The 22316-nt window shown below is 59.3% G+C and carries 18 protein-coding genes; 10 read left to right on the top strand and 8 right to left on the bottom strand.

Annotation, left to right across the window (positions count from 1 at the left end; all coding sequences use genetic code 11):
* The first annotated feature begins 20 nt into the window (after positions 1 to 20).
* From NKI96_RS01285 to NKI96_RS01275, 3 genes are all read left to right on the top strand, one after another.
* Positions 21 to 422, top strand: coding sequence for a type II toxin-antitoxin system HicB family antitoxin (locus NKI96_RS01285; protein ID WP_023694071.1), 402 nt, complete (start codon positions 21 to 23; stop codon positions 420 to 422).
* A gap of 199 nt (positions 423 to 621) precedes the next feature.
* Positions 622 to 939: a YMGG-like glycine zipper-containing protein gene (locus NKI96_RS01280; protein WP_023690487.1), complete on the top strand. Its 318-nt coding sequence runs from the start codon at positions 622 to 624 to the stop codon at positions 937 to 939.
* 532 nt (positions 940 to 1471) lie between these two features.
* A complete protein-coding gene (locus tag NKI96_RS01275) occupies positions 1472 to 1639 on the top strand; it encodes a hypothetical protein (protein ID WP_023669234.1) in 168 nt (55 codons plus the stop codon).
* A 216-nt stretch (positions 1640 to 1855) separates the two neighbouring features.
* Here NKI96_RS01275 and NKI96_RS01270 read toward each other — a convergent pair whose 3' ends face one another.
* Together NKI96_RS01270 and NKI96_RS01265 are read right to left on the bottom strand one after the other, a co-directional pair.
* A complete protein-coding gene (locus tag NKI96_RS01270; RefSeq protein ID WP_352802602.1) occupies positions 1856 to 2734 on the bottom strand; it encodes a YihY/virulence factor BrkB family protein in 879 nt (292 codons plus the stop codon).
* Positions 2735 to 3011: 277 nt separating this feature from the next.
* Entirely contained in the window at positions 3012 to 3221 is a 210-nt protein-coding gene (locus NKI96_RS01265; RefSeq protein ID WP_023669236.1) for a hypothetical protein, read from the bottom strand.
* 803 nt (positions 3222 to 4024) lie between these two features.
* On the opposite strand from NKI96_RS01265, the gene NKI96_RS32490 reads away from it, so the two are divergent.
* Complete coding sequence (locus NKI96_RS32490) at positions 4025 to 4579, top strand: DUF982 domain-containing protein (RefSeq protein ID WP_156940630.1); 555 nt, start codon at positions 4025 to 4027, stop codon at positions 4577 to 4579.
* Positions 4580 to 4601: 22 nt separating this feature from the next.
* On the opposite strand, the gene NKI96_RS01260 is transcribed toward NKI96_RS32490, so the two are convergent.
* Positions 4602 to 5312, bottom strand: a complete 711-nt coding sequence (locus NKI96_RS01260) for a hypothetical protein (RefSeq protein ID WP_352580030.1) — start codon at positions 5310 to 5312, stop codon at positions 4602 to 4604.
* Positions 5313 to 5854: 542 nt separating this feature from the next.
* Between NKI96_RS01260 and NKI96_RS01255 the strand changes: the two genes are divergently transcribed.
* Complete coding sequence (locus NKI96_RS01255) at positions 5855 to 6292, top strand: hypothetical protein (protein WP_023822760.1); 438 nt, start codon at positions 5855 to 5857, stop codon at positions 6290 to 6292.
* 103 nt (positions 6293 to 6395) lie between these two features.
* Here the strand turns inward: NKI96_RS01255 and NKI96_RS01250 are convergent, their stop codons facing one another.
* Complete coding sequence (locus tag NKI96_RS01250) at positions 6396 to 6602, bottom strand: ATP-dependent DNA ligase (protein WP_023693726.1); 207 nt, start codon at positions 6600 to 6602, stop codon at positions 6396 to 6398.
* 1592 nt (positions 6603 to 8194) lie between these two features.
* Here NKI96_RS01250 and NKI96_RS01245 point away from each other — a divergent pair.
* Both NKI96_RS01245 and galE read left to right on the top strand, forming a co-directional pair.
* The gene (locus NKI96_RS01245) at positions 8195 to 9232 is read left to right on the top strand and encodes a UDP-glucuronic acid decarboxylase family protein (protein ID WP_023670638.1); all 1038 of its coding nucleotides are present in this window, start codon (positions 8195 to 8197) and stop codon (positions 9230 to 9232) included.
* A complete protein-coding gene (gene galE / locus NKI96_RS01240) occupies positions 9232 to 10311 on the top strand; it encodes a UDP-glucose 4-epimerase GalE (RefSeq protein ID WP_023670637.1) in 1080 nt (359 codons plus the stop codon). The genes NKI96_RS01245 and galE overlap by 1 nt, the downstream gene beginning before the upstream one ends.
* 64 nt (positions 10312 to 10375) lie before the next feature.
* Here the strand turns inward: galE and NKI96_RS01235 are convergent, their stop codons facing one another.
* The 3 genes from NKI96_RS01235 to NKI96_RS01225 all read right to left on the bottom strand — a co-directional run bounded on the left by NKI96_RS01235 (position 10376) and on the right by NKI96_RS01225 (position 14455).
* Positions 10376 to 10945: a DUF995 domain-containing protein gene (locus tag NKI96_RS01235; protein WP_245260687.1), complete on the bottom strand. Its 570-nt coding sequence runs from the start codon at positions 10943 to 10945 to the stop codon at positions 10376 to 10378.
* Positions 10946 to 11174: 229 nt separating this feature from the next.
* A complete protein-coding gene (locus NKI96_RS01230) occupies positions 11175 to 13661 on the bottom strand; it encodes a sulfatase-like hydrolase/transferase (RefSeq protein ID WP_023693727.1) in 2487 nt (828 codons plus the stop codon).
* Positions 13662 to 13936: 275 nt separating this feature from the next.
* Positions 13937 to 14455 (bottom strand): hypothetical protein, encoded by a 519-nt coding sequence (locus NKI96_RS01225; RefSeq protein WP_023746383.1) that lies wholly within the window; start codon positions 14453 to 14455, stop codon positions 13937 to 13939.
* Positions 14456 to 15172: 717 nt separating this feature from the next.
* On the opposite strand from NKI96_RS01225, the gene NKI96_RS01220 reads away from it, so the two are divergent.
* Complete coding sequence (locus NKI96_RS01220; RefSeq protein WP_502900242.1) at positions 15173 to 17356, top strand: glycosyltransferase family 2 protein; 2184 nt, start codon at positions 15173 to 15175, stop codon at positions 17354 to 17356.
* A 153-nt stretch (positions 17357 to 17509) separates the two neighbouring features.
* Positions 17510 to 17797 carry a hypothetical protein gene (locus tag NKI96_RS01215; protein ID WP_023707299.1) on the top strand — a complete coding sequence of 96 codons (288 nt, stop codon included), beginning with the start codon at positions 17510 to 17512 and terminating at the stop codon, positions 17795 to 17797.
* A gap of 36 nt (positions 17798 to 17833) precedes the next feature.
* On the opposite strand, the gene NKI96_RS01210 is transcribed toward NKI96_RS01215, so the two are convergent.
* On the bottom strand, positions 17834 to 18847 hold the full coding sequence (locus NKI96_RS01210) for a glycosyltransferase family 2 protein (protein WP_023685755.1): 1014 nt from the start codon (positions 18845 to 18847) through the stop codon (positions 17834 to 17836).
* 155 nt (positions 18848 to 19002) lie between these two features.
* Here NKI96_RS01210 and NKI96_RS01205 point away from each other — a divergent pair, with 155 nt between their 5' ends.
* Positions 19003 to 22278, top strand: a complete 3276-nt coding sequence (locus tag NKI96_RS01205) for a DUF6212 domain-containing protein (protein ID WP_352802593.1) — start codon at positions 19003 to 19005, stop codon at positions 22276 to 22278.
* Positions 22279 to 22316 lie beyond the last annotated feature (38 nt).

The following is a 22316-nucleotide window of genomic DNA, read 5'->3' as shown; positions in this document are numbered from 1 at the left end:
GCTCCTTGGGGAACCGACCCGTGCGTCACTATATCGGACTGATCCACAAGCAAGCGGACAGCGACTTCGGCGTATCCTTTCCCGATTTTCCGGGCGTGGTCACCGCCGGCACCAGCCTGGACGACGCCCGCGCCATGGCCGAAGAGGCCCTGGCCTTCCATCTCGAAGGCCTTGTCGAGGATGGCGAAGCCATTCCCGAGCCATCGTCCCTGGAAGATGTCGTGTCGAACAATGACAATCTCAACCGGGTCGCCGTCCTGGTTGCCCTGAAAGCCGAGGCGAAGAAGGTCGTGCGCGTCAACGTCACCATCTCGGAAGATGTCCTCAACCACATCGATCAATATGCGGAACGGCATGGCTGCAGCCGATCTGGATTCCTGATCGCCGCCGCGCAAAAGGCGATGCGCAACGAGGCAGCGTAGCTGCTCCTCAAGCGGATTCAAACCGATGCGCTATTGACCTGTTCGCGCAGGCCGTTTCCGCTTTGGCAACCATTGTCTTCAAGGCCCGAGAAACCACGTCTCATTTCGTGAGCGGGCGTGCCGCCGTTTGGCCGCAATGCGCCAGCAACTGGCAACCATTCGCCCCGATCCGCGTTTGGGGCTCCAAAGGAGTTCCAAGATGATCATCAGACAAACCATTGCCGCCGTGCTCATGACTGCAGCACTTGCAGGCTGCGCGACTCAAACCGAACAGCAGCAGAGGGCAACCACAGGCGCACTCATTGGCGGCGGTGTCGGCGCCCTCGCCGGCCAGGCACTGGGCGGCAACACCGAAAGCACGGTCGTGGGTGCCGCCGGCGGCGCCTTGCTCGGCGCCGTCATCGGCCAGTCGACCACGCCGCAGCGCCGCGGCGAACAGCTTTGCCGTTACCAGGACCGCCGCGGCCGGATCTACACGGCGCCTTGCGATGATCGCTATTACAACAACGACTATTGATCCAGCCTCCCTGGAAGTGCGGCTCTCTGACGTTTGCTGCCGCCCTTCCAGGGACCCGGGATCCGTTCGGCGTTTCACAATATGAGAACGCCCGCTAAGTCCATTACACCCTCTGCCTGATGAGCTTGCGCTTGGTGCTTGCAAGGATCACATTTCGCGGAAGCAACGTGAAGAGCTGATTTCTTGGCGCCAACAATGACATCGCATTGCCGCAGCTGAAATTGCCGACAGCGACTATCGGCTGCGGCTGAAGAGCAGGGGTGACGGTCACGGTGCCAAGCATCAAGGCGCCAAGCGCGCCTTGGCCAAGCCGAACGGCTTGCGCTGCATGCACAAAACGTGGGATAATTTGTTTGGTGGAGATTCTCGCTCACACCATCCAAAGGCCTCCTTCCGAGGCCTTTTTCATGTCATGGTAGCTGGCAACTGAGTGCCACAACCAATGGGTGACAGTCCCTGCCTAGGCGAAGAATTGCACTGCCGCCAAGGTCCTTCGACCGCTTTCACGTCGTAAGCTTGGAGAACAATCCCGATGCTCAACAGCATTGCGGGCTGGCTCGATGCTGCAACTGCAATTGCCATTATTCGGCTCCTGATTGACCTCATGAACCTGTACCGCTCCGCTGCCGCCAAGAAGGCGCCGGACGGCAGGCGCGCGAGATCAAAGCCGATACGCAAGCGCCGTCCGCGTCGCCGCTGAACCGCGTCTTCCCAACCAACTCAAACTGTGACCGCGATGGTTTGACCCACCAGTGACCCTTGCACTCATCATATGGCGTCGATCGTATCCAGCTCGCCTGCCCTGCTCGGTGATGCGGTCGGCGCCGACGGGTGATGATGCGGGTGGCGTCGCGAAGGCGGCCATTCGGTGCGCCGCGCGCCTAGTCGATTTGGTCTTTAGTGGCATGTTTTGCAGTCAAGCACCGTGAAGCACAGCATCCAGATCGGACCTGCTGCCGTGTCGAATGGAATAGGCGCGAGTGATTTCCGCACCGAGAAGAAAAATTTCCGCCGAGTAGTAAGCCCACAGCAGGATGACGAGCAGCCCACCGGCGGCCCCATATGAGGCCGCGACCGCGCTGGAGCCTATATACCAACCGATAAGCGATTTCCCGAGCGTGAACAGGGCAGCGGTTACAACAGCGCCAATCCAGACATCCCGCCATTCCAGGGTTCGATCAGGCAAGATCTTGAAGATAGCGGCGAAAATAGCTGCGAGGAGGACAAAAGAAACGATCGCGTTGATAACGGCCAGTACAAGTGTCCCGAACGGCAACTGTGCGTTGATGAGGTTGCCTAGGGCCGAAATCGCCGCGCTCGCGACTAGAGAGACGAGCAACATGAAGCCAAGTGCGGTGACCAGTCCCAGACTTACCGCACGTGCGCGCACCAGGCGCGACAACGAACTGCCCTGCGCTTCGACCTTCCATATCATGTTCAAAGACTGCTGTATTTCGCCGAAGACCCCGGAAGCGCTCACAAGCAAGGTGATGATGCCAATCACCGCCGCCCAGGTGCCGCCGGATGGCTTTTCGGATGCGCTCTTCAATGCGGTTTGCAGGATATTTGCGCTTTCTGTACCCATCATCCCTGTGATTTGGGCGGACAATGCCGCTTGGGCTGCCTCGTGACCGAATGCGAGACCCGCAATTGCAACCACGATGAGCAGAATTGGCGCCAACGATGTTGTGGCATAAAAAGCGATTGCCGCGCCATGGCTGAGAGCATTGTCGTTGACGAACCCAACGATGGCTTCTCGCACCATTGCCCATGCATTTGTGATCGCGCGATGCATTTTGCGCCCCAGTCGAATTGGCGTTCACTAGCAATGCACCAGCACATGTGATGTTCCGGTTGCGGGCTACTAACGCCCTCAGGGGGAGCAGGCAACGTCAGTGGTTATGCGCCGCGGTTGATGCTCTCGAGCACCAGCACTCTTTTTCCGGTCAAATCGCTGGGCTACGAAGCGAGCGGCCTTCTAGCCGGGGACCTCGATCTGAGCGTAGGCGAGCAGCCCGAACCGGTTTGCGGCAATAAGGTTCCCGGACCTGTCTCACCGTCTGCCCTGGCGGCTAATCCTTTTGCGCATCCGCGACGCTATTGTCGTCGCGATGACGTTGACGAAGGCGCTCCAGCAGTTCGCGTGAAACTTGAATCGCCCTGCGCGATTGATCCATGTTCTGGCGAAATGTGGCGCGTTCCTCCATGGACTTCTGCCACTTCAGCAAGGTGGCCGTATTCGCAGTGGCCGCTTGAGCGATATCTATGGGCGTTGCAACCATCGCATCCTCCCAAAAAGGCAATGGTAAACACCATCTTTATAGGCCCGCCGAGACCCTTTCTTCAATCAAAACGACCGTACGGATTCGTACGGCAAAATGGCTATTCGTGGGGGCGCTCGACGGCGGCTTCGTCGACCTCGGCTTCCATCTCGTCGTTGACGGTCTGAGTGATTCCCCTACTGCCCGGTAGGGTCCGTTTCCTGGCAGCGCTCCCTTCGTTCTTCATGGAACAGCTTGGTGTGCTCGTCCCACTCAAGAGGCGCTGTTCCGCGCTCTTGAACGAACTTTCCAAACTGCTTGCGCAGGTCGGCAAGGTCCAAAGCCCAAAGATGCTCACTGCTACCGGGGTGCGACATCGCGTTCACCAATCCGCCCATTCTCTCGAACTAAGTTGGCTTCGCGGTTGAGCCTTCAAGATGGCAATGCGAGATAATTTGCTCGGTTGCTAATATGCCTATATCTTAAGCAGCGCGGGGGGCCTCATATCTTCCCGCAGTGGCCGGTGCGGTTAAGCCCCCACAAGCTGCCCAACTGCACCGGCCATTCCTACGGCTGGGTAGGGTGTTCGCGCTCGGCAATCTTTTCCAAGAGCTTCCGTGAGGCCTCTAGGATGCGGCGCGTCTCTTGGATGGTCGATTGTAGGGATTCCAGTTCTCTCTCCGCCCAGCGCTGGCTACGGCGGGCGCCTTCGATGAACTGGTGGTCGGATTCCACTGGTCTTTCATGCGACTTAGCCTCTCTTCCAGGTGCCGCATGTTTCCGTCGTCACGGCTACATCCGAGGAATCGATCGCTTAGGTAGAAATGTGTGGTCGTCGCCACGGTTCCATACAATTTTTGGAAGCCATTCCCCTACGGCTGGGTCCCAACCCGCAGTGGCCAAATAAGGAAGCGGCGGCCTATAGAAATGCGTGCCGATTAATTGCGGAGGCCAAGGATGGAAGCTGCAGTCCGGCCGTAGCATTTGCGGCGTTCAAGGCCGCCGCTATCGACCAGCGCTTGCTGCAGACGGCCAAGACAGAGTCTGGCGCTCGGCATGGCGGACAACGTGCCATAAACCATCGTGATGATGAACCGCCGTCCCCTAGTATCAAATATGGACCGACACATGGGATCTCGCTTGGTCGCGCGACGATGGGCTCGCACCGTACCGGGGCAGGTGTGATGCGAGCCCGGCCGAGTCTTGCGGGACCTCGACCAGCAGCGAACACCCACTCGCTGCCGTTCTATCAACAAGCCCCCAAATTTCAGGTTCCGCTTATGTACAAAAAAGCCGGTGAACGGAGCTTGGCTCATCGCTGCGTAACGCTTTCCCTGAGGGGTTCCGTAGAGCCACCAAAAGCCGCCGGGGGGGTGTGACCCGGCGGCTTGAACGTTCGGCTTACGGTGTTGGCTCAGGAGCCTGTTTGGCAGCCATCTCGTCGATCTTCTCGGCAAGCACGCCGTTGGCCCATTCGGTGACCTCGGCGTCTACCGGCTTGTTGGCCATATCGGCGAGCGCGTCATCCAGCGATGGGACGGCGGCAGCAGCATCGGTAGCCGCTATATTGGCGGCATCGAGCGCCGCCTGCGCTGCATCGATCTGCTCCTGGGTCGGGACTTGGTCGGCCGGAGTATTCGGGTCGTTCAATTTGGCGTTCAACGCGTCGACTTCGGCTTGGGCGGCATCTACCGCGGCTTGGGCGCCCTTGGCGGCCGCCGACCCTGTCACATAAGCCTGAATGCCGGCGAATTTTTTGCTCTTGGAGTTCATATAGGCGTTGATGTTGCGCTGCAGCGAGTTCAGCCGGCCAAGCTTGGCGTGAATGTTCTTGTCCTTAGGCGTCGCGGCGACCTCAATGTCGTCGACGGCGACCTGGTCGTCGCCCGAGGTCTTCTTTCCGGCGTGAGCCGATGCCGACTTGCCGTGCGAAGCGCTGTTGCCGGACTTGCCGCCATTGCCGTGACCACCACCATTGCCGTGACCACCACCATTGCCGTGACCACCACCATTGCCGTGACCACCACCGTTTCCACCCGCGCCAGCGAAAGCAGGAGCGGTCACTAGCGCAAGCGCGGCAAGCGCTGCCAACAGCGTTTTTCGGGACGTCATGGTACCTCCTCGGCGAATAGCCACCTCGCCGATTCGTTATAGAGCGGCTTATAAGTGTTTCCTAATTCGAATGAATGAACTTTAGATAAATGCTCATTGCAATGGGCGACTAACGACCGCGAGGCTCTTTGTAACAGTGTGAAATGTAACAACTATTCGGAATCGTACAGCGTATCGGCCCTCTTCGCGACTGAAGTCCTATACCGATCGGACCTTGGTCGGGCGATGCACAACCTGCGGAGTGCCTGCGCCATTTCGGAGTATGGCATCACATGACTGAACATTGCTAGACAACTCGCCGGGCGAAGACCCCAACTACCTCGAGCCCGGCGAGCCTACACCTGATCAGAGTACGCGATCAGGACCGGGGATCAGCCGGCGAAAGATGTGGATGCAATATGGGTGCCAAACATATTCGTCCCAAATTGGGACCATGCTGGGGCCGGCAAGCTGTTCCTAGGCCTCACCAGCGGCCTAGGCTTTGGCTTTGGATCGCGCTGGCCGGTTAGCGTAGATCTGCGCCCCGGCGATGCGCCGCGTGAATGCCGCTCGACTCCAACAACAGCCTCATCTTTCGTTTCGACTGTTCCGTGCGCGCCGCCGTCATGGCAGGTCCAGAACCAAGTGCCTGCGGCTGGGCCGTGCATCGTCTTCATGATGCGGCCGACCTTTTCCTGCTGGAACGCTGCGGCGAAATCGAAGGGCGCCGTCTGCCCTCCTATGATGGTCCGCGACCATGCCAGCCAAACGCGAGCACCTCGGCCGAGCACGAACTTGAACGCCTCGTCCTGTTTCTCGAACGTCTGGAGGATCGCGCTTCCGTCGAGGACCTGAAAGCCGCGTTGATAGGCGAAGCGGACGGTAGGGCGATCTGCTGCTGGCATGGCTCCGATATAGCGTTCAATCTTCCTCGCGGAAATCCTGCAGTGAGGCATGACGCAGGCCATCCTCGCCGCGCAGGTGCTTCACGCGTCCAATGAGGCCCGGCTTTACCCATTGCGTCGCCGGCCGCTTCATGATGCCCTTGGGCGCCGCCTGAGTGCTCCTGGACGCGTTTCCATAGCCTCTCGCGCATTTCCCGGTTCAAGGTGACGAATGCGCTTCCGACATAACGCCGGTGCGGCGCTCAGCCATCAGAGCGAAAGCCGGCCTGCCAGCTTCACGCTCGACGCCGAGCAAATCGTATTCTTCAACCATATAGCTCTTGATCTTCAGCCAGGCGGTCGACCGGCCGCTGCGGTATTTGCTGTCGCGGCGCTTCGAGAAAAGCATGCCAACAAGACCGCGCATCTCGTCATGTGCCACGATACGGGTTTCAGCAGGGCCGTCATTTACCCGAGAGGCGACGCGGGTGCTGAGGGTCACCACGTTCGGGGATGTCTTCCCGAAAACATCACAATCGCGCTCGTAATCTTCCGGTCAAGTAAATCCGAGAATGTGTCACTGCGGGCGTGGTGGCGCTCCTGCACGACCTTAAGAATGGTGCAGTCCTTAGTGGTCAATTGGCAACGATCGAAAGTGGGCACGGCACGTTTCCAGCCGGCCTCTGAAACAATCCGGCGTCAAGCAGTTGAGCGGGCGTGGAAACCTACCCTGCGCCGGGCAAGGACACCCGGCACAGGGTTACACTCCCGCGAGCGCCGGCAACAGGACAGGGAGACGGTTGCGGCGCTCATAGCGGCCGATTCCATTCTAAATCGCCAAGACGCCGGGTCTCATATCAACCCGCCCGCCCGATCCGAACGCTACAAACGCCTCGGGCGACCCCTGATGACGAAAGCCGTTCATGGCGGGTTGTTTATCGACGTCCGCTTATCGGCACGGATAGGAACGCCCTATCGGCCGATATGAGGCGCATTCCCGCCAGGCAGCTTTTGGGGCCGCAAGCTGCCGCGATCAATAGGGATCAGCCGCGGTAAGCTCGGCAGAGCACATATCCTGGCATCTCCACGCTCGCTGCCGGCCACAGTCATCCTGAGACAGCCGTTCGACAGAAGGGACGACGACCGTTTTCGCGCGGCTTCGACTGGATCTCTGCTTCCGACATCCGCAAACCATACGCGGATCGCTTCAGAATGGACCGGGTTATTGGGGTATGCTGCATCTGCCAACGAAGGCTACGACTGCGGAGAGCGGTTGTGTGCGTCAATCCCGGGCCGACGGTGAAAGAGGTAGGCGTCCGGGGCTATCGGTCGCGATCACCCCCGCTCGTCGCGCAAGATCTCGTCGGGCAGTTGAGGGCTGAACTGGCGGGGATTTCGGCACGCTTCGGGAACCAACCGCATTGGCTTGTAAGATTTTATTGACAAGGTCGCATCTACGAATATTTTCGATATTTCCAAATGCTACACCTCTCTTAGTATAAAGTTTGCTAACGTAAGTATTAGTCTTACATCTGCCTATTTTTTGCAGAGGTGAGAGTGTCTTGATGATCAACTTTCCGGCGATAGCCCCTCGAAAGATCAGAAAAATGGTCTTTATATTACTGTGGTACTTTCAAGTTTATAGCCCAATCCTCAGATTTATGTGGCTGCGCTGCCGCCCCGCGATTAACCACTCCCGAATGAACACGGTTAACGATTCGCTAATTTAGTTGACTATGTTTTGCACAGGTATATTTTCGAAACGTTGGGATGTGCAATTTGGGCGAGCAATGGGCGATGGTGGCATCAGGCGCGTGACCGCGGTTTCGGGGCGTATCGGATGCTGAACGGCAGCTAATAGCCGAGTAGCACCGCCCAGCAACTCAAAAAGCAATCGACAGACATCAGGAGTGGACGATTCCGCGGGAGCGGAAGGTTTGTGACGTTCTCAGGAACGTCGCCCGGCAACGCTATGGCCGGCAGTAGTGTGCGCAGAGCGTAAGGGCGAAGGGGTGGAGTATGGGTAGAACTGTCAATGTTCTGAAACTCGGGGCCGGGAACAGCCGAAGGGGCGCGAATTCCAATCAGGGTCGCGCGCTGGTTGCCGGTGGGGCAGGATTTCTGGGTTCGCATCTGTGCGAGCGTCTTTTGCGGGATGGATACGACGTTCTCGCGCTGGACAATTTCCACACCGGCAAAAGATACAATCTCAATCCCCTCGTGCGCGATCCGCGATTTACGTGCATCGAGCACGACATTGTCGACCCTCTGCCCGTGGATCTCCAGGTCGATGAAATCTACAATCTCGCCTGTCCGGCGTCCCCGCCGCATTACCAGGCGAATCCGATCCATACGTTCAAGACAAGCGTGCTTGGTTCGCTGAACCTGCTCGAACTCGCGCGGCGGAACAATGCGAAGATATTTCAGGCTTCGACGTCCGAAGTCTACGGCGACCCCCTGGTACATCCGCAGCCGGAAGGCTACTTCGGCAACGTCAACCCGCACGGTCCGCGATCCTGCTATGATGAGGGCAAGCGTTCGGCCGAGACGCTGTTCTTCGACTATTCGAGAACGTATAGCCTCGATGTCCGCGTCGCACGGATCTTCAACACCTATGGCCGCCGCATGCAACCAGACGATGGCCGCGTCGTCTCGAACTTCATCGTCCAGGCATTGCACGGTGACGACCTGACCGTCTACGGCAGCGGCCGGCAGACCCGTTCATTCTGCTACGCGGACGACCTCATCGAAGGTTTTATCCAGTTGATGAACGCACCGAGCGCACCGCAGCACCCGGTCAATCTCGGCAACCCTGCCGAATTCACCATTCTGGAACTGGCGACACAGGTGCTCGAATACACCAACTCACGTTCGAAGATCGTGCATCGGCCGCTGCCGGTCGACGATCCCAAGCAGCGTCGGCCGGACATCTCATTTGCCCGGGAAAATCTTGGCTGGGAGCCAAAGATCAGCCTGAGCCAGGGGCTCGCGCATACCACGGCGTATTTTGACGCCCTTCTCTACCCGAACCGGCGCGTCAAAGAAGCTGCGATGTAATGAGCCGCCCGGCAATCCTGGTGACGGGTGGGGCCGGTTACATCGGCAGCCACACCTGCAAGCTGTTGTCAGCTGCCGGCTACCTGCCCGTCGTTTTTGACAATCTGAGCCGTGGCAACGAGAGATCCGTTGCCTGGGGGCCGCTTGTTGTCGGCGATATCCGGGACCGGGAGGCGCTACAGCAGGCGATCAGCACCTACCAGCCGCAAGCGATCATCCACTTTGCTGCGCTGGCCTATGTGGGCGAGTCTGTTCACGAGCCCGCAGAGTACTATTCGACCAATGTGTCGGGTACCATCGCGGTGCTTGACGCGGCACGCTCGAGTTCTATCGAAAACATTATCTTTTCAAGCAGCTGCGCGACATACGGCGTTCCCGAAACACTGCCCATTCGAGAGACCTTGGCGCAAAATCCAATCAGCCCCTATGGGCGAACCAAGCTGATGGGCGAGCAGATCATCAGCGACTATGCCAGCGCCTACGGAATGAAATATGCGATCCTGCGTTATTTCAACGCCTGCGGCGCCGATCCCGACGGCGAGCTCGGTGAGTGGCACTCGCCTGAAACGCACCTGATCCCGCGCGTGCTCATGGCCGCATCAGGCACAATCGACGAGATCGAGGTTTTCGGCACAGACTACGACACGTCGGATGGCACCTGCGTGCGCGATTACATCCATGTCAGCGATCTGGCCCGCGCGCATCTGAGGGCTCTCATGCATCTGGAGGCGGGTGGCGAAAACCTGTCGGTCAATCTCGGCACCGGGCGCGGGGTTTCGATCAAGGAGATTCTCCAGGCGGTCACCCGGATGACGTCCAAATCGGTTCCGGTTGTCTTCCGGCCCGGGCGCCCGGGAGACCCGGCGGAGCTCTATGCGGACCCGATCAAAGCGCGCGAACACCTGGGCTTCGTGCCGGAACTTTCCGACATCGATACCATCGTCAGGACAGCCGCCCCGTTCTTCGGGCTGGAGGCCACCGCGTTCACAATTCCGATGCCGACAGCGAGGCGCCGCCGGTCAACTTCGCCAGGAATACCAAATGCATCGGAGGACATCACCAGCTCGCAAAGCTTGTAGTCGTCCCTGTTTGTCGTTGTCGGGGACGTGGGCTCATTGAGGTGGGTGAGCTTCTCGGCGAGCCTCAACTTTTGGAATCGATCGAGGTACGGATCTTGTCGAACTGCGCGCCCTTTGTATCGCCTTCCTCGAACTTTCGTTGCTCGTCGGAAGGGTCTCCCGGAGAGTGCCGGAAACTGTACCAGACACCGTCCGGATCCTTGCGCTGTTCGAGGGTCCCACTCCGGAAGCGGTGGCTGAAACACGTGCGGATCGGCGCTGCGGCGTAGGTCTTGGACCGCCAGACGAGATCCATGCACATCTTGCCATCGTTGCTCAGATGCCATCTGCCTTCGCCGACAGAAGCCGTGTCTTGCTCGGAGGTCCAGGCCCGGACCGGTCGATCCTTCTGTCCGAAATAGGCCGCTCCGTTATCCCATATCCACGTGCGGTCAGCATAAACAAGCTGAAGTTGGAAAGCCGTGGGAACGGCAACGGCATCTGCAGGGCCGCTGTCTTTGGGACCAGCTGCGTGCGCGGCTCCGCAAAGCGCCATCTGGCACCAAATGGCCAGGACGGGCGCAAACGAGATGGCAAGTCGATGTCGCCTCGCCCGGCTCGCTGACTCAAATGGCAATCCGGTCCTGTTCGTCATGCTGAGCGGTCGCATTCAATGTTCGCTTCCCAAGCGGGCGTCGACCAGCCGAGCATACCGCAAGAACGGGCCCGGTCCGTCCTGCGCTGACAAGTGGCTCCACGCTGCAACCGTCAGTGTTTCGCATGCTAGTGAGTACCCCTCGAAGATGTCAACCGGTAGGACGGTCAGTGTCTGCCGCGGCGCGCACGGGCTGCAAATCGAGGACGACGGTCTGCCACGCGGCACGCTATACACATCCCTCGACGAACGGGCCGCTAACCCATAGCGAGCCGTTGCTGTACATGGCGGTCCCGTTGTCGTCGGTGTAGCCGTGCGATTGCTCGTCGACACGCAGTCTGGTGTTTGGCACCAACTGACCGTTCACCTTGACGCTCTTGATGAACAGATTGCGATCACCTGCCTTGCCGTCTCCGCCCCACAGGTCGTTGGTGTAGCGAAGCTCGATCGTCTTCGGGTTAGGCACGCTGCTGAGATCGATGTGGAACGGCTTGGCCAGGGTTGACGCCTGCATCAGCTCCGCCATGGCGGCTTCCGGCGTCGATGCGACGCTTTCCTTGCCCGGGACGTCGATCTCGGCTGTGGTCTTTCCGTCGACCACGACATCGAACCGAGGCGCGCCCCGGAGATTAATGCCGGCAGCGTCGACCTCCAGACTGGTGATGGCGCAACGTCCTGTCTCTTTCGCCGCGGCGGCCACCAGGTCGGCCACGCGCTCTCTCTGCGATTGCACCCATCCGGCGATGGGCTGCAGCAGCGCGTTTCGATCCCCGGCATCAGTGAAGAGGTTGGTTCGCTCATCGGAATCGGCCTTGAGGTCGTATTCCTCCACCTTGCCGGTGGTCGCGTTGAAGATGACCTTTCGATCGTTTTCGCGATAGCCGAACAGGAAACCGGCCCAGGGATTGAAGAAGAAGGTCTTGTTTGGCCGTTGCTCGCTGAACAAAGTGCGCCCCTGCCACTGCTTGGGCAGCGCAAGTCCGAGTATGTCGAAGATCGTCGGGGCGATATCGACGATGCCGCCGACCGGGTGAGCAACTTCATCATGAAAGAGATGCTTGTTGATCATGATGAGCGGGATGTGGATGTTTTCCTCGTAAATCGCGCTGGCATGAATGTAGTCGCCATGCTCCCCGAACGCTTCGCCGTGATCGCCCAATATGACCACCAGCGTCGAATCGAGCTTGCCAGACTGCTTGAGCGATTCAAGGATCTCGCCAAGGGCCGTATCGCCGACCTTCAGGGCGTTGAGATAGGCATTGAATTTCTGGTCGTCCGAGTAGTGGACCAGCGTGTTGCCATCGGAGGAAGGCGCCATCTTCGAAAACATCGGGCTGTCGGTGATGTAGGGATAATGGGTCATCGCCGTGAACATGATGCCGAAGAAAGGTTTTGCCTCGTCCTTGTTCATCCAGTCGATGATCGACTGCGCCGTGCAAAGGTCACTGTTGTAGTCCATGTTTTTCCACTGCTCGGAGCTGAGCTTGAAGGTCGGGGTGCCGCATTTCTGCCCCCGGTAGTCCTGGATCACATCCAGTCCCTTGTTGAGGAAAAACTCATCGACCCGTTGGAATCGGGAATCCGCGCTCCAGAAAAACCCTGTGCGGAAATTGTTCTTGGACAAGGTGTTGGAGATCGAGTCCAGCGGCAGATAGGGGTACCTTGCCGTCATGCCGTAATATGAAATGTCGTTGTACATCGAGGTGAGCAGAGAAAATATCGAGTAATGCGTGGACGGTGCGTGCGCATATATGTTGTCGAATCGTATCGAGTCCTTTGCATACCTCTTCATATTCGGCGTGACCGGATACTTGCCGCCAAACGTCTCGATGTATTTGGATGGCACCGACTCCATCATGAAAATCAGCACGTTCTTGATCGGGTTCGGCGTCGGCGCCTTGAAGGTCGACGTTTCCGGCGGTCGCTCGCCGACGCTGGCGACATCCGGGTCATTGGTGCTGGCATTCATCGTCAGCACGACCGGCGTTGGATTGAGCAGGGCCGATTTAACAAAATACAGGATCGGATTGTCGATCTCGGCCGCCGGCAGCGCTTCCGCACGTACGTGGTGTCCACTACCGGCGATGGCAGCGCCGACACACACAACGAGCACGCCCAGGAAGGCCCCGTAGCCAGCGGCGCTCAGCCGCTGGCACAAACTGGCCGCGGCATAGCCAAGAATGAGCACCAGGATGACGGACCCGGAAAGGGTAGCGAAGTCCTTGATGTTGAGCGCGTCGCCCATCGCGTTCCTGGCATCGGCATTCTGCAGGAAGTCGCCATAGACCAGCCACTGGAACGTGAACGGTTCGCCCAGCATTTTGACGAGATTGATGTTGGCAAATCCCCAGCCCAGAGAGACCACGATAGCAACATAGAAGAGCAAGACGACGATTGCTGAGCCGAGACGGCTCGCCTTTGCCAGGAACAGCAGGACCAAAGTCGTCACAGTCAGGGACGTAACGACAATCAGGTCATAGTAGCTCGATGCCAATCCCTTGGGGACGGCCGCCAAAAGGCCTGATACCGTGGTTTGCGGATCAATGATTGCGCCGCGGTAGACACCCAAAAGCAGCCACGACAACAGGCCCGTGCAGATGACCCGCAGGCTCCTGCGCCGGAAGCGCACATTCTTCGCCGAAGCGGTCCCCGCCTTCGACTGCGTAAGGCCGCTCTCAGGTCGGCTCGCCGACCCCCTACTGCCGCCGATGCTCATACAAACTACCCGCCGCCAGTTTGCGCTTCGGCCCCAAACAATGGCCGACAGCCTTCAAACCCCCACCCGCAGAATCGGCTTGCGCTAAAAAAGAGTCAATGAAATGGAGCTTGCGTTAACCACGCCTCTTGAGAACTGGTTAATCCACGCGATAATCGGCGAGGCGTTGTTCCCAGGTGAGCTGTTCCATCAACTGGGCACCCGCCATATGAATTGACGAACGGCGGGCGCCGTCGACCACCCGCCGTCATGACGTTTCAGTACTGCGCAGGCAATCAGCCGCCGCGCAGACGCGTTGGGCTCAGGCTCGCGACGGTCATGCCCTGCTGTTGGGAAGGACACGTCGGCAGAAAGCGGCTCGCATCCGCGTATGTCATGGTCGCGATGGAGCTCTTTAGCCCCCCACGCTTGGCGATCCAGCCGCGAACCCAGCCAGGGTAGTTTTTCATCATGAAATTCGCGGCCACCTGATTGCCGCGCGCAGAAACGCCATACGGCAGGTGAAAGCCGAACGACGCGCTCTGCGTAATGCACACCTTGCTCTTGGGCATCGACAGATAAAGCGTGCAGGCCGAGTCGCACGAACCGTTGAACCGCACAAAAGTGCCACTGCGACGCATTTTTAGCGCACGAATGGCATAGTCGATCACATAGCCGCCGCGATCGCCACTGATGGTCTTGACGTTGGCCGTGCCAAGGCTGATGCGCGGACGCAGCAATTCTCCTGCGGAGCTTGCCGAGACCAGTGCGCCGATCAAACCGAGCGCACCGAGAAACTTCATTGTCGTTTTCATTTGCGCCTCCTGCTATGCCGTCAATGACTAGCTGGGAGGCGTAAAAATTGAATATTCCGTGTCGCTAAATTTGAATCAGTCGATCGATTATGCAGTCGTTTTAGAACCTGATTGACGATTTGGTTTACCAATGACGCAGAAGCATGATCACTGAAAAGTAAACCTGTCGCAGGCATCATTGCAGATGACTGTGCTGCGTAGCGCAATCGGCGGATTTGGATCAGAGGAAGTCGGATGGCCGTTGGTGGCAAGGAGCGGAGGAGGTCAAAGGAAGGCAAGCCTCGCCGCGTCTGCGTCGTGACGAATGCAATCGACCATGGCGGCGAAGATGGCGCCATGGTCGAGTTGGCCAGGCTTTTTGCCGAAGAGGGGGACGACGTCACCCTGCTATGGGTTCCAGGCAGGGATGCTCCAACGGAGGAGGCCGCGCGCCACCGCGAGCTGGAGGCGGCATCGGTGCGGCTGGTCATTCTCGACAAGTCCGATCAGCTGCTTCCTTGGCTGACGACACCCGAGAGCCGGTCCGCCGCTGTGCTGCATTATCTCGAACGGTCCGGCCACGATTTGGTCTACGCGCCCCTTGAGGGCGGGCTGCCTTACTACACGCTGCTGGCTGTCGAGACTGCGGCTTTTGCCGCGCCGCCGATCGTGGTCGTCGCTCACGCTCCGGAAGAATGGGAACATGAAGCCGACAAGGCGTTCTTCGACAGCGCCGAGGTGATTGCCGTCGCCTATATGGAGAAATACTGCGCCGAGATGGCGAACCGGACGATCTGTGTGTCCGCAGCCTTGCGACACTGGATGTTGTCGAAGGGTTGGAAGGTGAAGAAGGCGATCGTGACGCCGATGTTGCCGCTGCAGCATCGTCTCGCTCCAGCCGGTGTGCGATCGTCGACGGGCGGAGAACTTGCCGTCTTGGCCGGATGGCGCTTCCGCGATGGCCTGACGCTGCTTTGCGACGCGCTCGACATCATAGCGCCAATGGCGCCAAAAGGGCTGACGGTCACCGCATTCGGTCCATTTGGAAAGATCATGGGCGAGCACAGCGGTGGACTGCTGCTGAGACGCGCCGAGCGGTGGCCGTTCAAGGTCAACCTGTTGGCGCACGCAAGCCCCGCCGCAAAGCTCGACTACGTCGCGCGGGCCGGCGCGATTGCCGTCATCCCCGCCCACGCCGCATCGACGGGCGGCACCGTTGCCGCATGCATCGAGGCGGGATTGCCTTTCGTTGCGACCAATGTCGACGCGAACGCCGAGCGCTGGAGTGCGCAGGCGAGGCAGCCGCGGCTGGTCGATCCTGACGCCGCCGCGTTGGCGCAGGCCATTTCGGCGGCGCTCGACGACCCGCCTCGCCCACTGCCTGTCGACAGCCTGAGCCAATGTCGGCAGTCCTGGCTGGATACGCGCAACTTGCCGACGCCAACTAGGCGCTGGCGCGTCGACAAAAGTGCCGGGTCGTCACCCCTGGTCTCTATTGTCATGGCCCATCGCAACCGGCCGCTCTATCTTAAACAGGCAATCGCTGCGATCGAAGCGCAAACCTATGATCACCTGGAACTGGTTCTGGTCGACGACGGAAGCGACCTGGATGAAGTCAGGCGATTGCTGGATACGCTGGAACCGACCTTCCGTCAGCGCGGGTGGAAGATTCTGCGCCGACCGCACAAGCACCTCGGTGCGGCGCGAAATGCCGGCATCCGCGCTTCGCATGGCGAGTTGATCCTGTTCGTCGACGACGACAACGCGCTGTTTGCGGAGGCCGTCGATCATTTCGTGCGTGCGATGGCTACATCGGGTGCCGACATCTGCACTGCGTTCCAACTGATCTTCTACGAGGATTTCGTGCCCGAAGATCGCGCCGACGGGCTGATCCAGTACCTGCCTCTGGGTGGTCCCGACGCGCTCGGCCTGATCCATAACGTCTACGGTGACGCGAATGCGATGATGCGCCGGTCTGTCTTCTCGCGGATCGGGTTCTTGATCGAAAAGCCGGGCTACGCCATGCACGACTGGGAATTCTTTGCCCGAGCCTCTCTCGCCGGTCTCAAGATCAGGACGATTCCAAAGCCGCTATACTGGTATCGCTCGAAACCGGATGGCATGTTTCGGACGTCGAACTGGTACGACAACCGGCTTCCCATCCTGGAGGCGTTCAGGTCGAGCCTGCCCGATGGCGCCCGCCTGCTGCATCATTTGGCCATTGCCCAGAACGCGCACCGGTCTGAAATTGAAAGTGCCCGTGAAAACCTGAAATATACCCCCGGCAATCGGAAATATCTGGAGCTTTGCGGCATCGAGCCGAACAGCGATGCGGCCATAGAGAAGCTTGCCAGCATTGCTGGGTCGATCGGCCGCCCCGATACGGCTGCCACTTTGCTTGGGCGCCCCGCCACAGACCACAATGCCGCCGACCGTCCTGATGTCGGCGGCGGTTCTATCATTCTCGACTACGACATGCTGCGGAGTGCGCGGTTGCTTACACCCCGCGTCTCGGCTCTCCCGCTGCTGCTTGTCGCACCGGACGACGGCGGGGTGTTCTTGCGTCCGCATGCGGACGGCCCGGTCGCTGCATCGCTTGATCATCATTTTCCAGCCTTCTTCCGGAAGGTTGAAGCATCCGTCGAAATCGCTCATGCCGATGCGCCGGCGATGGATTTTGCTCTCGCCCTTGCTCGACCCGACCAGCCCATAGATTGGCAACAGGACATCGGCAAGCAAACGATCGCCTTCTCAGGCTGGATGAGCATCGAAGACAGATTTGTGCGTCATCACTTGGTGGCAACGCTTCGCACACGAAGGAAGATGCTGCTTTCAATCGTTCTCGCCGTTCGTTTCACCGCAACGTCCAACGGTTTTCCCACGAATGCGTTCTTCCGCACGCTGACACTGTTCAGCGACTAAACGTCGATCCAACCAGGCAAGGGAGATCCGAGCGCAAGCCAGGCCCGTTCATCGGTCGTGCGCGTTAACCACGTTGGTGGAACCTTCCAAGAATGGTTGACAAAACGTTAACAGACGCTAATGTTTCAGTGGGTTGAGTAGGTGGGGTGCGTTATGCGTAGGATTCATTCTCTACTGTTGGGTGGACTTAGTCTGCTGGGGTTGAGCGTCGCTTTTTCTGACGCGGCGCAGGCGAAGACCGAAGTTGGCGTCAAGGAAGCCGAGCTTGCCTGCGAGCAGGCCCTTAAAACCGGCACCATCGAGGCACTTGAGGATTATCTGCACCGGTACCCGAACGCTCCGACAGCCTGCAAGGCGCTTGCTCTCAACAGTTTGGGCCAGTTTGCGGGCGGTGAAGAGGGCAAAGGCCACGGTGAAGGTGGCGGCCGCTACGGCGGATAAGCATCAGCCGGATTTTCCCTCAGTAGTTCGAGCACATCAGGTGGCGTAGTCGCTGCGCTGGTGTTGCATGGCCAGGGTCGAAACGAAACCGGCGAAGGGCTCCGAGGTCGTCATCCAGCCGAGTTCGACGAGTTGCGCGCCGTCACCCCGATAGCAGACGGAGCTTTGGTTCCGAAGCGCGAGTTTCGGATTGCGCTCCAAGGCCTCCATGTAGGCAGCGCGCTCCTCAAGCGTCTTTTCCTTGAGCTGCGCATTTTCACTCAGAGACGACGCTGATTTCTGGCGGAATCCCCAGACGAATTTGAAGTGCAGCAATGCGACGCGCAGTTCGCTGAATCGGACCTTGCTGATCGTGTGCTGTGCGACGTGATAACGCGTGCCGCGCCCCCATTTCACGATCGGCACCTTTGTCAGGCACGGGGGAAAAGTTTGCTTGAACCGGCCGTGCCAGAAGACCCGTTCCCTCACGCCACCGAACATCTGCTCGGGTGGGTACATACCGTCGCGCGGACGCAGCCATCCCGGCTCCGGGTCGAAGTAGGGTGAAGCTTCAACAAGCGGGATCTTGCCATCATAGCTGTATTCGGCCAACGGGCCATCGGCGTACATGTCGATCATGGAGCCTATGACAGCGTCGACGCCGGTCGAATCGAGGTAGCTGCAAAGCTGCTGGAGATTTGCCCGCTCAAAATCGGGATAGACGAGAAGTTCGTCGGCGTCGATCGAAAGGCACCAATGGCCGGTGCCGAACACATTCATGAGCGTGTTGATCCATCGCGGCGGATCGATGTTTTCAGCGAAATGCGATCCTTCCGTGTGGAAGCAGTGGCTGTCCGGCTGCTCCAGGATCAATTCGCGGGTCCCATCCGTGGAGCCATTGTCCAGGAAGAAGAACCGATCGACGCCCAGGCCGCGGTAGTGGTCGAGAAGTTGCCGCAGCAATTGGGCTTCGTTGCGCAGTCCGACAAAGCACAAGATCTCGCCATCGGTCACGTCAATGCGCCGGTCGTCCAGTCGCGCGAGATGTTTTGGGGATCGAAGTTCAACCATCCGAGGTCATCAACCAGTTTACGCGAAAGGCAGGTACGCTGCTGAGAGTCCCGCGAAACGATTATCAAAGTGTTATCCAACTGTTGGCAAGACTGTTTCGAACGAAGCGGCCTGACAAGGGGGGGTCATTGAGCATTGGTTCCAAGGCAGGCGCCATGCCCACGGGCAAGCGACAGGCAAGCCATAAGCCTCGCAATGTGTGTGTCGTTTCGGAGGTTGAGTTCGGCTCGACGGCGACTGGCGATCACGGGTCGGTAACCTACGCGCTGGCGCAGCATCTGGCCGGAACCGGCGATACCGTGACGCTGCTTTGGGCGCCGAGCCCGCTCGGCAGCCAGCCCGATGATCAGGAAATAGTCAGGCTGGGCAAATGGTGCTTCGACAATTTCCTGGTGCGGCTCGAATTGTTGCCGCCCTCGCCCGAGTTGCTGCGCGGCACGGAGTCCTGCGACAAGAACTCATTGGCCGCCTACCACTACCTCAAGCAGAATGCATTCGACGTCGTCTATTTTGCGCTTGAAGGCGGACTGGCGCATTTCTCCACCCTTGCGAAGCGCACAGGTGTCTTTCCCGATCCTCCTACGATCATCGTGCTCGCACATGAGCCCCTTGTGTGGAAGCTGGAAGCCAATTCACGGGCGGTCGAACGCAAGGAGCAGATGACCGTCGCGCACATGGAAAAGAGGTCGGCCGAGACGTGCGACCATCTTGTCATCGCTGGCCAGTCGCTGCTCGACTGGATGGCCAAGGCGGGATGGAAGTTGCCCACCAGCCATCACATTGCTGCGCCCCTCGAGCCGGAGGAGTGGCGTTCCAACTTCGCTGTCGATCACTACAGGCCGCGGGATCGGCCAACCGCCGAAGTGATTCATTTTTCAGGCACAGAGGCGCGCGATGGGCTGACGCTGTTCTGCGATGCGCTCGATCGTCTGGCCGACAGCGGCGTCACCGATCTGACAGTGACGGTAGTCGGCGCGTTTGGTCATGTCCTGGGCGAGCATTCGGGTGGCATGATCGTTCGGCGTGCGCGGCAATGGCCGTTCAAATTGAAGCTCCTGCCCATTCGAGATGAGCCTGACATCTATAGATACCTGCGGCAGAGTCATGCTCTGGTGGCGATGACGCACTCAGCGGCTCAGCTGCCGCTGGAAGTGATGACGTGCCTTAACGAAGAGATCCCGTTCATTGCGACAGATGTCGGCAGCATTCGTGACGTTCTCCATCCGAAGTCGGCCGATGCCGTCCTGATGGATGCGTCGGCCTCCGCCATCGCGGCCAAAATAGCGTCTGTGCTGGAAAGCCGATCGTTTCGTCCGGCAAAGCCCCTGCAAAAGCGGGAAGCGCTCGAGAAAGCCTGGAGCGGGCTGCACGCGAAATTCTCCCGCGAACCCGGCAAGGTCTCCAGTCGCAGGCGGAGCCAACGGCCGCTCGTTTCGATCATCACTGCGCACTACAACCGGGTGCACCTGTTGCCGCAGGCGATTGCCTCGGTTCGACGCCAGGACTATCCCAACATCGAATTGATTGTCGTCGATGACGGCAGCACCGATCCCGATGCAATCAACCTGTTGGCGGAACTCGAACCGGAGTTCGAGCAGCGAGGATGGCGGATCATCCAGCAGAAGAACGGCTTCCTCGGCAAGGCGCGCAACACCGGTATCCGCGCCGCCAGGGGTTCGCTGATCCTGTTCCTGGACGACGACAACGTGCTGTTCCCAAACGCCGTCAGTACGTTCGTCGCCGGCATGCAAAATTCCGGCGCCGATATCTGCACGACCTTCGCCAAGTGGCTCAACGAGCCCTTCGTGCCGCCGGACACCAGGAGCGGCTATGTGCTCTACTTCCCGGTCGGCGGGCCGACGGACATCGCCATGCTCAACAATCCGTATGGCGATGCCAATGCGATGTTCCGGCGTGAGGTGTTCGACAAGATAGGTTACCTCAACGAAGAGCGGGGGTTTTCCGCAAGCGACTGGGAGTTTTTCCTTCGCGCGGATCTGGCAGGCCTGGAGATCGTCCCCGTCCCGGAGCCGCTCTATTGGTACCGGTCGGCACCGACGGGCATGAACCGAAATGCCGAGTGGCTGAGGAATCGCAAGCCGATCATCGCTGTCTTTCGAAAGCATCGATTCGCGAAAACAGAAATGTTCGTGCAACTCGCCATCAGCTCGAACACCGATAATCATGAGAAGGAGCTCAACCTCTGGAATCTGGAGCTGCGGGTTAACGACGAGCGGTATCTCAGGTTGAGTACAGGTCCCGCCAATACCGCGGACGCCATGCAGTTGCTGGCCGAGATCGCGGCACGCGAAGGCAGGGCGGATACCGCAATTTCGCTTCTCGCCCGTGCAGGACGAAGCGACTTTGCTGTGGGTGTGGTTGAAATACTCAACGCGGCGACCGGAGAGACGGTGCCCGAGTTGAATTCCTCGCTGTACAGCGAGCAGTATCTTTCCGCCGAGCCCATGCGCCTAGCTCATGTCGGTTCGTATCCGGATGCCGATCCGGACCTGCTGAGCTATGTCGAACTGTCTCCAGACCAGTTGTTCCTCGAAGCCAGGGGCAGCAATGTCACCATGGCTTTGCTGAAGGGAGTCTGCCCGCCGGGCACCGTAGGCGCGACGTGTTGGGTTTACCTCGACGAGGAACTGACGGGCTCTGCGCAGTTTCAGCTCGCGATCGTAGACGCAGAAAACCAGACCTTCAGCAATTTCGCCCGGCTGCTTGAGGATGGCAGCGGGAGCGGTTGGGCTGATGTCAGCCGACGGCACGAAGCGCGTGAGATAGGGGCGATGGTCAGTTCGCCGGCTACCGGCCGACGCGATTTGTTGTTGGCAGTCAAATGCGGCGGCAGCCGCCCGGAGGCGCGCGTCCTCGGCGGCTTTTCAAGCGTCCATATCCGCCATGTCGTTTCGAACGATGCCAGGCGCCCGCGCCTCAACGCACCCCAACAGCGCCAACGCACCCGCCGAATGACCAATGATGACCTGAAGCGTGCGGCGCTTGTGACGGATTATCCCTCCGAGCTGCCGACGCTGCTCATCGCCGGCGACAATGGCGGTATATTCCTGCGGCCGAATACGCACGGTCCGGTTGTTGCCGCCCTCAATTCGGCCTTCCCGGCCTTTGCCAGAAGTGTCATCGCGACAGTGGAGATCGCCCACGATGAAGCATCCCCATTCGAGTTCGCCATGGCGCTCGGCAGGCAGGAAGAAAAACTTGTGTGGAAACACGATGCACCTGTCGGCGCGCTGTCATTCTCGGGATGGACGCGCGTCTCGAGACCGTTCGAACTGCATGACCTGAAAGTTTCGACCCGGGAGGTCGATCGCAAGTGGCTGACGATCTACCTGGCAATCCGGCTGCCATCCGGCTCGAAGCCGATGCCGTCCAATGCTTTCTGGCGCAAGCTGTTGCTGGTGTGGGACTGAGGGGCGCGGGTTGTCGGGACGCGGTCGCGCCTTGTCGA

Source organism: Mesorhizobium sp. M0292 (assembly GCF_040321695.1).
Lineage (GTDB): Bacteria > Pseudomonadota > Alphaproteobacteria > Rhizobiales > Rhizobiaceae > Mesorhizobium.
Note: the sequence above shows the minus strand (reverse complement) of the source record. Positions and strands in the feature narration are given on the sequence as shown.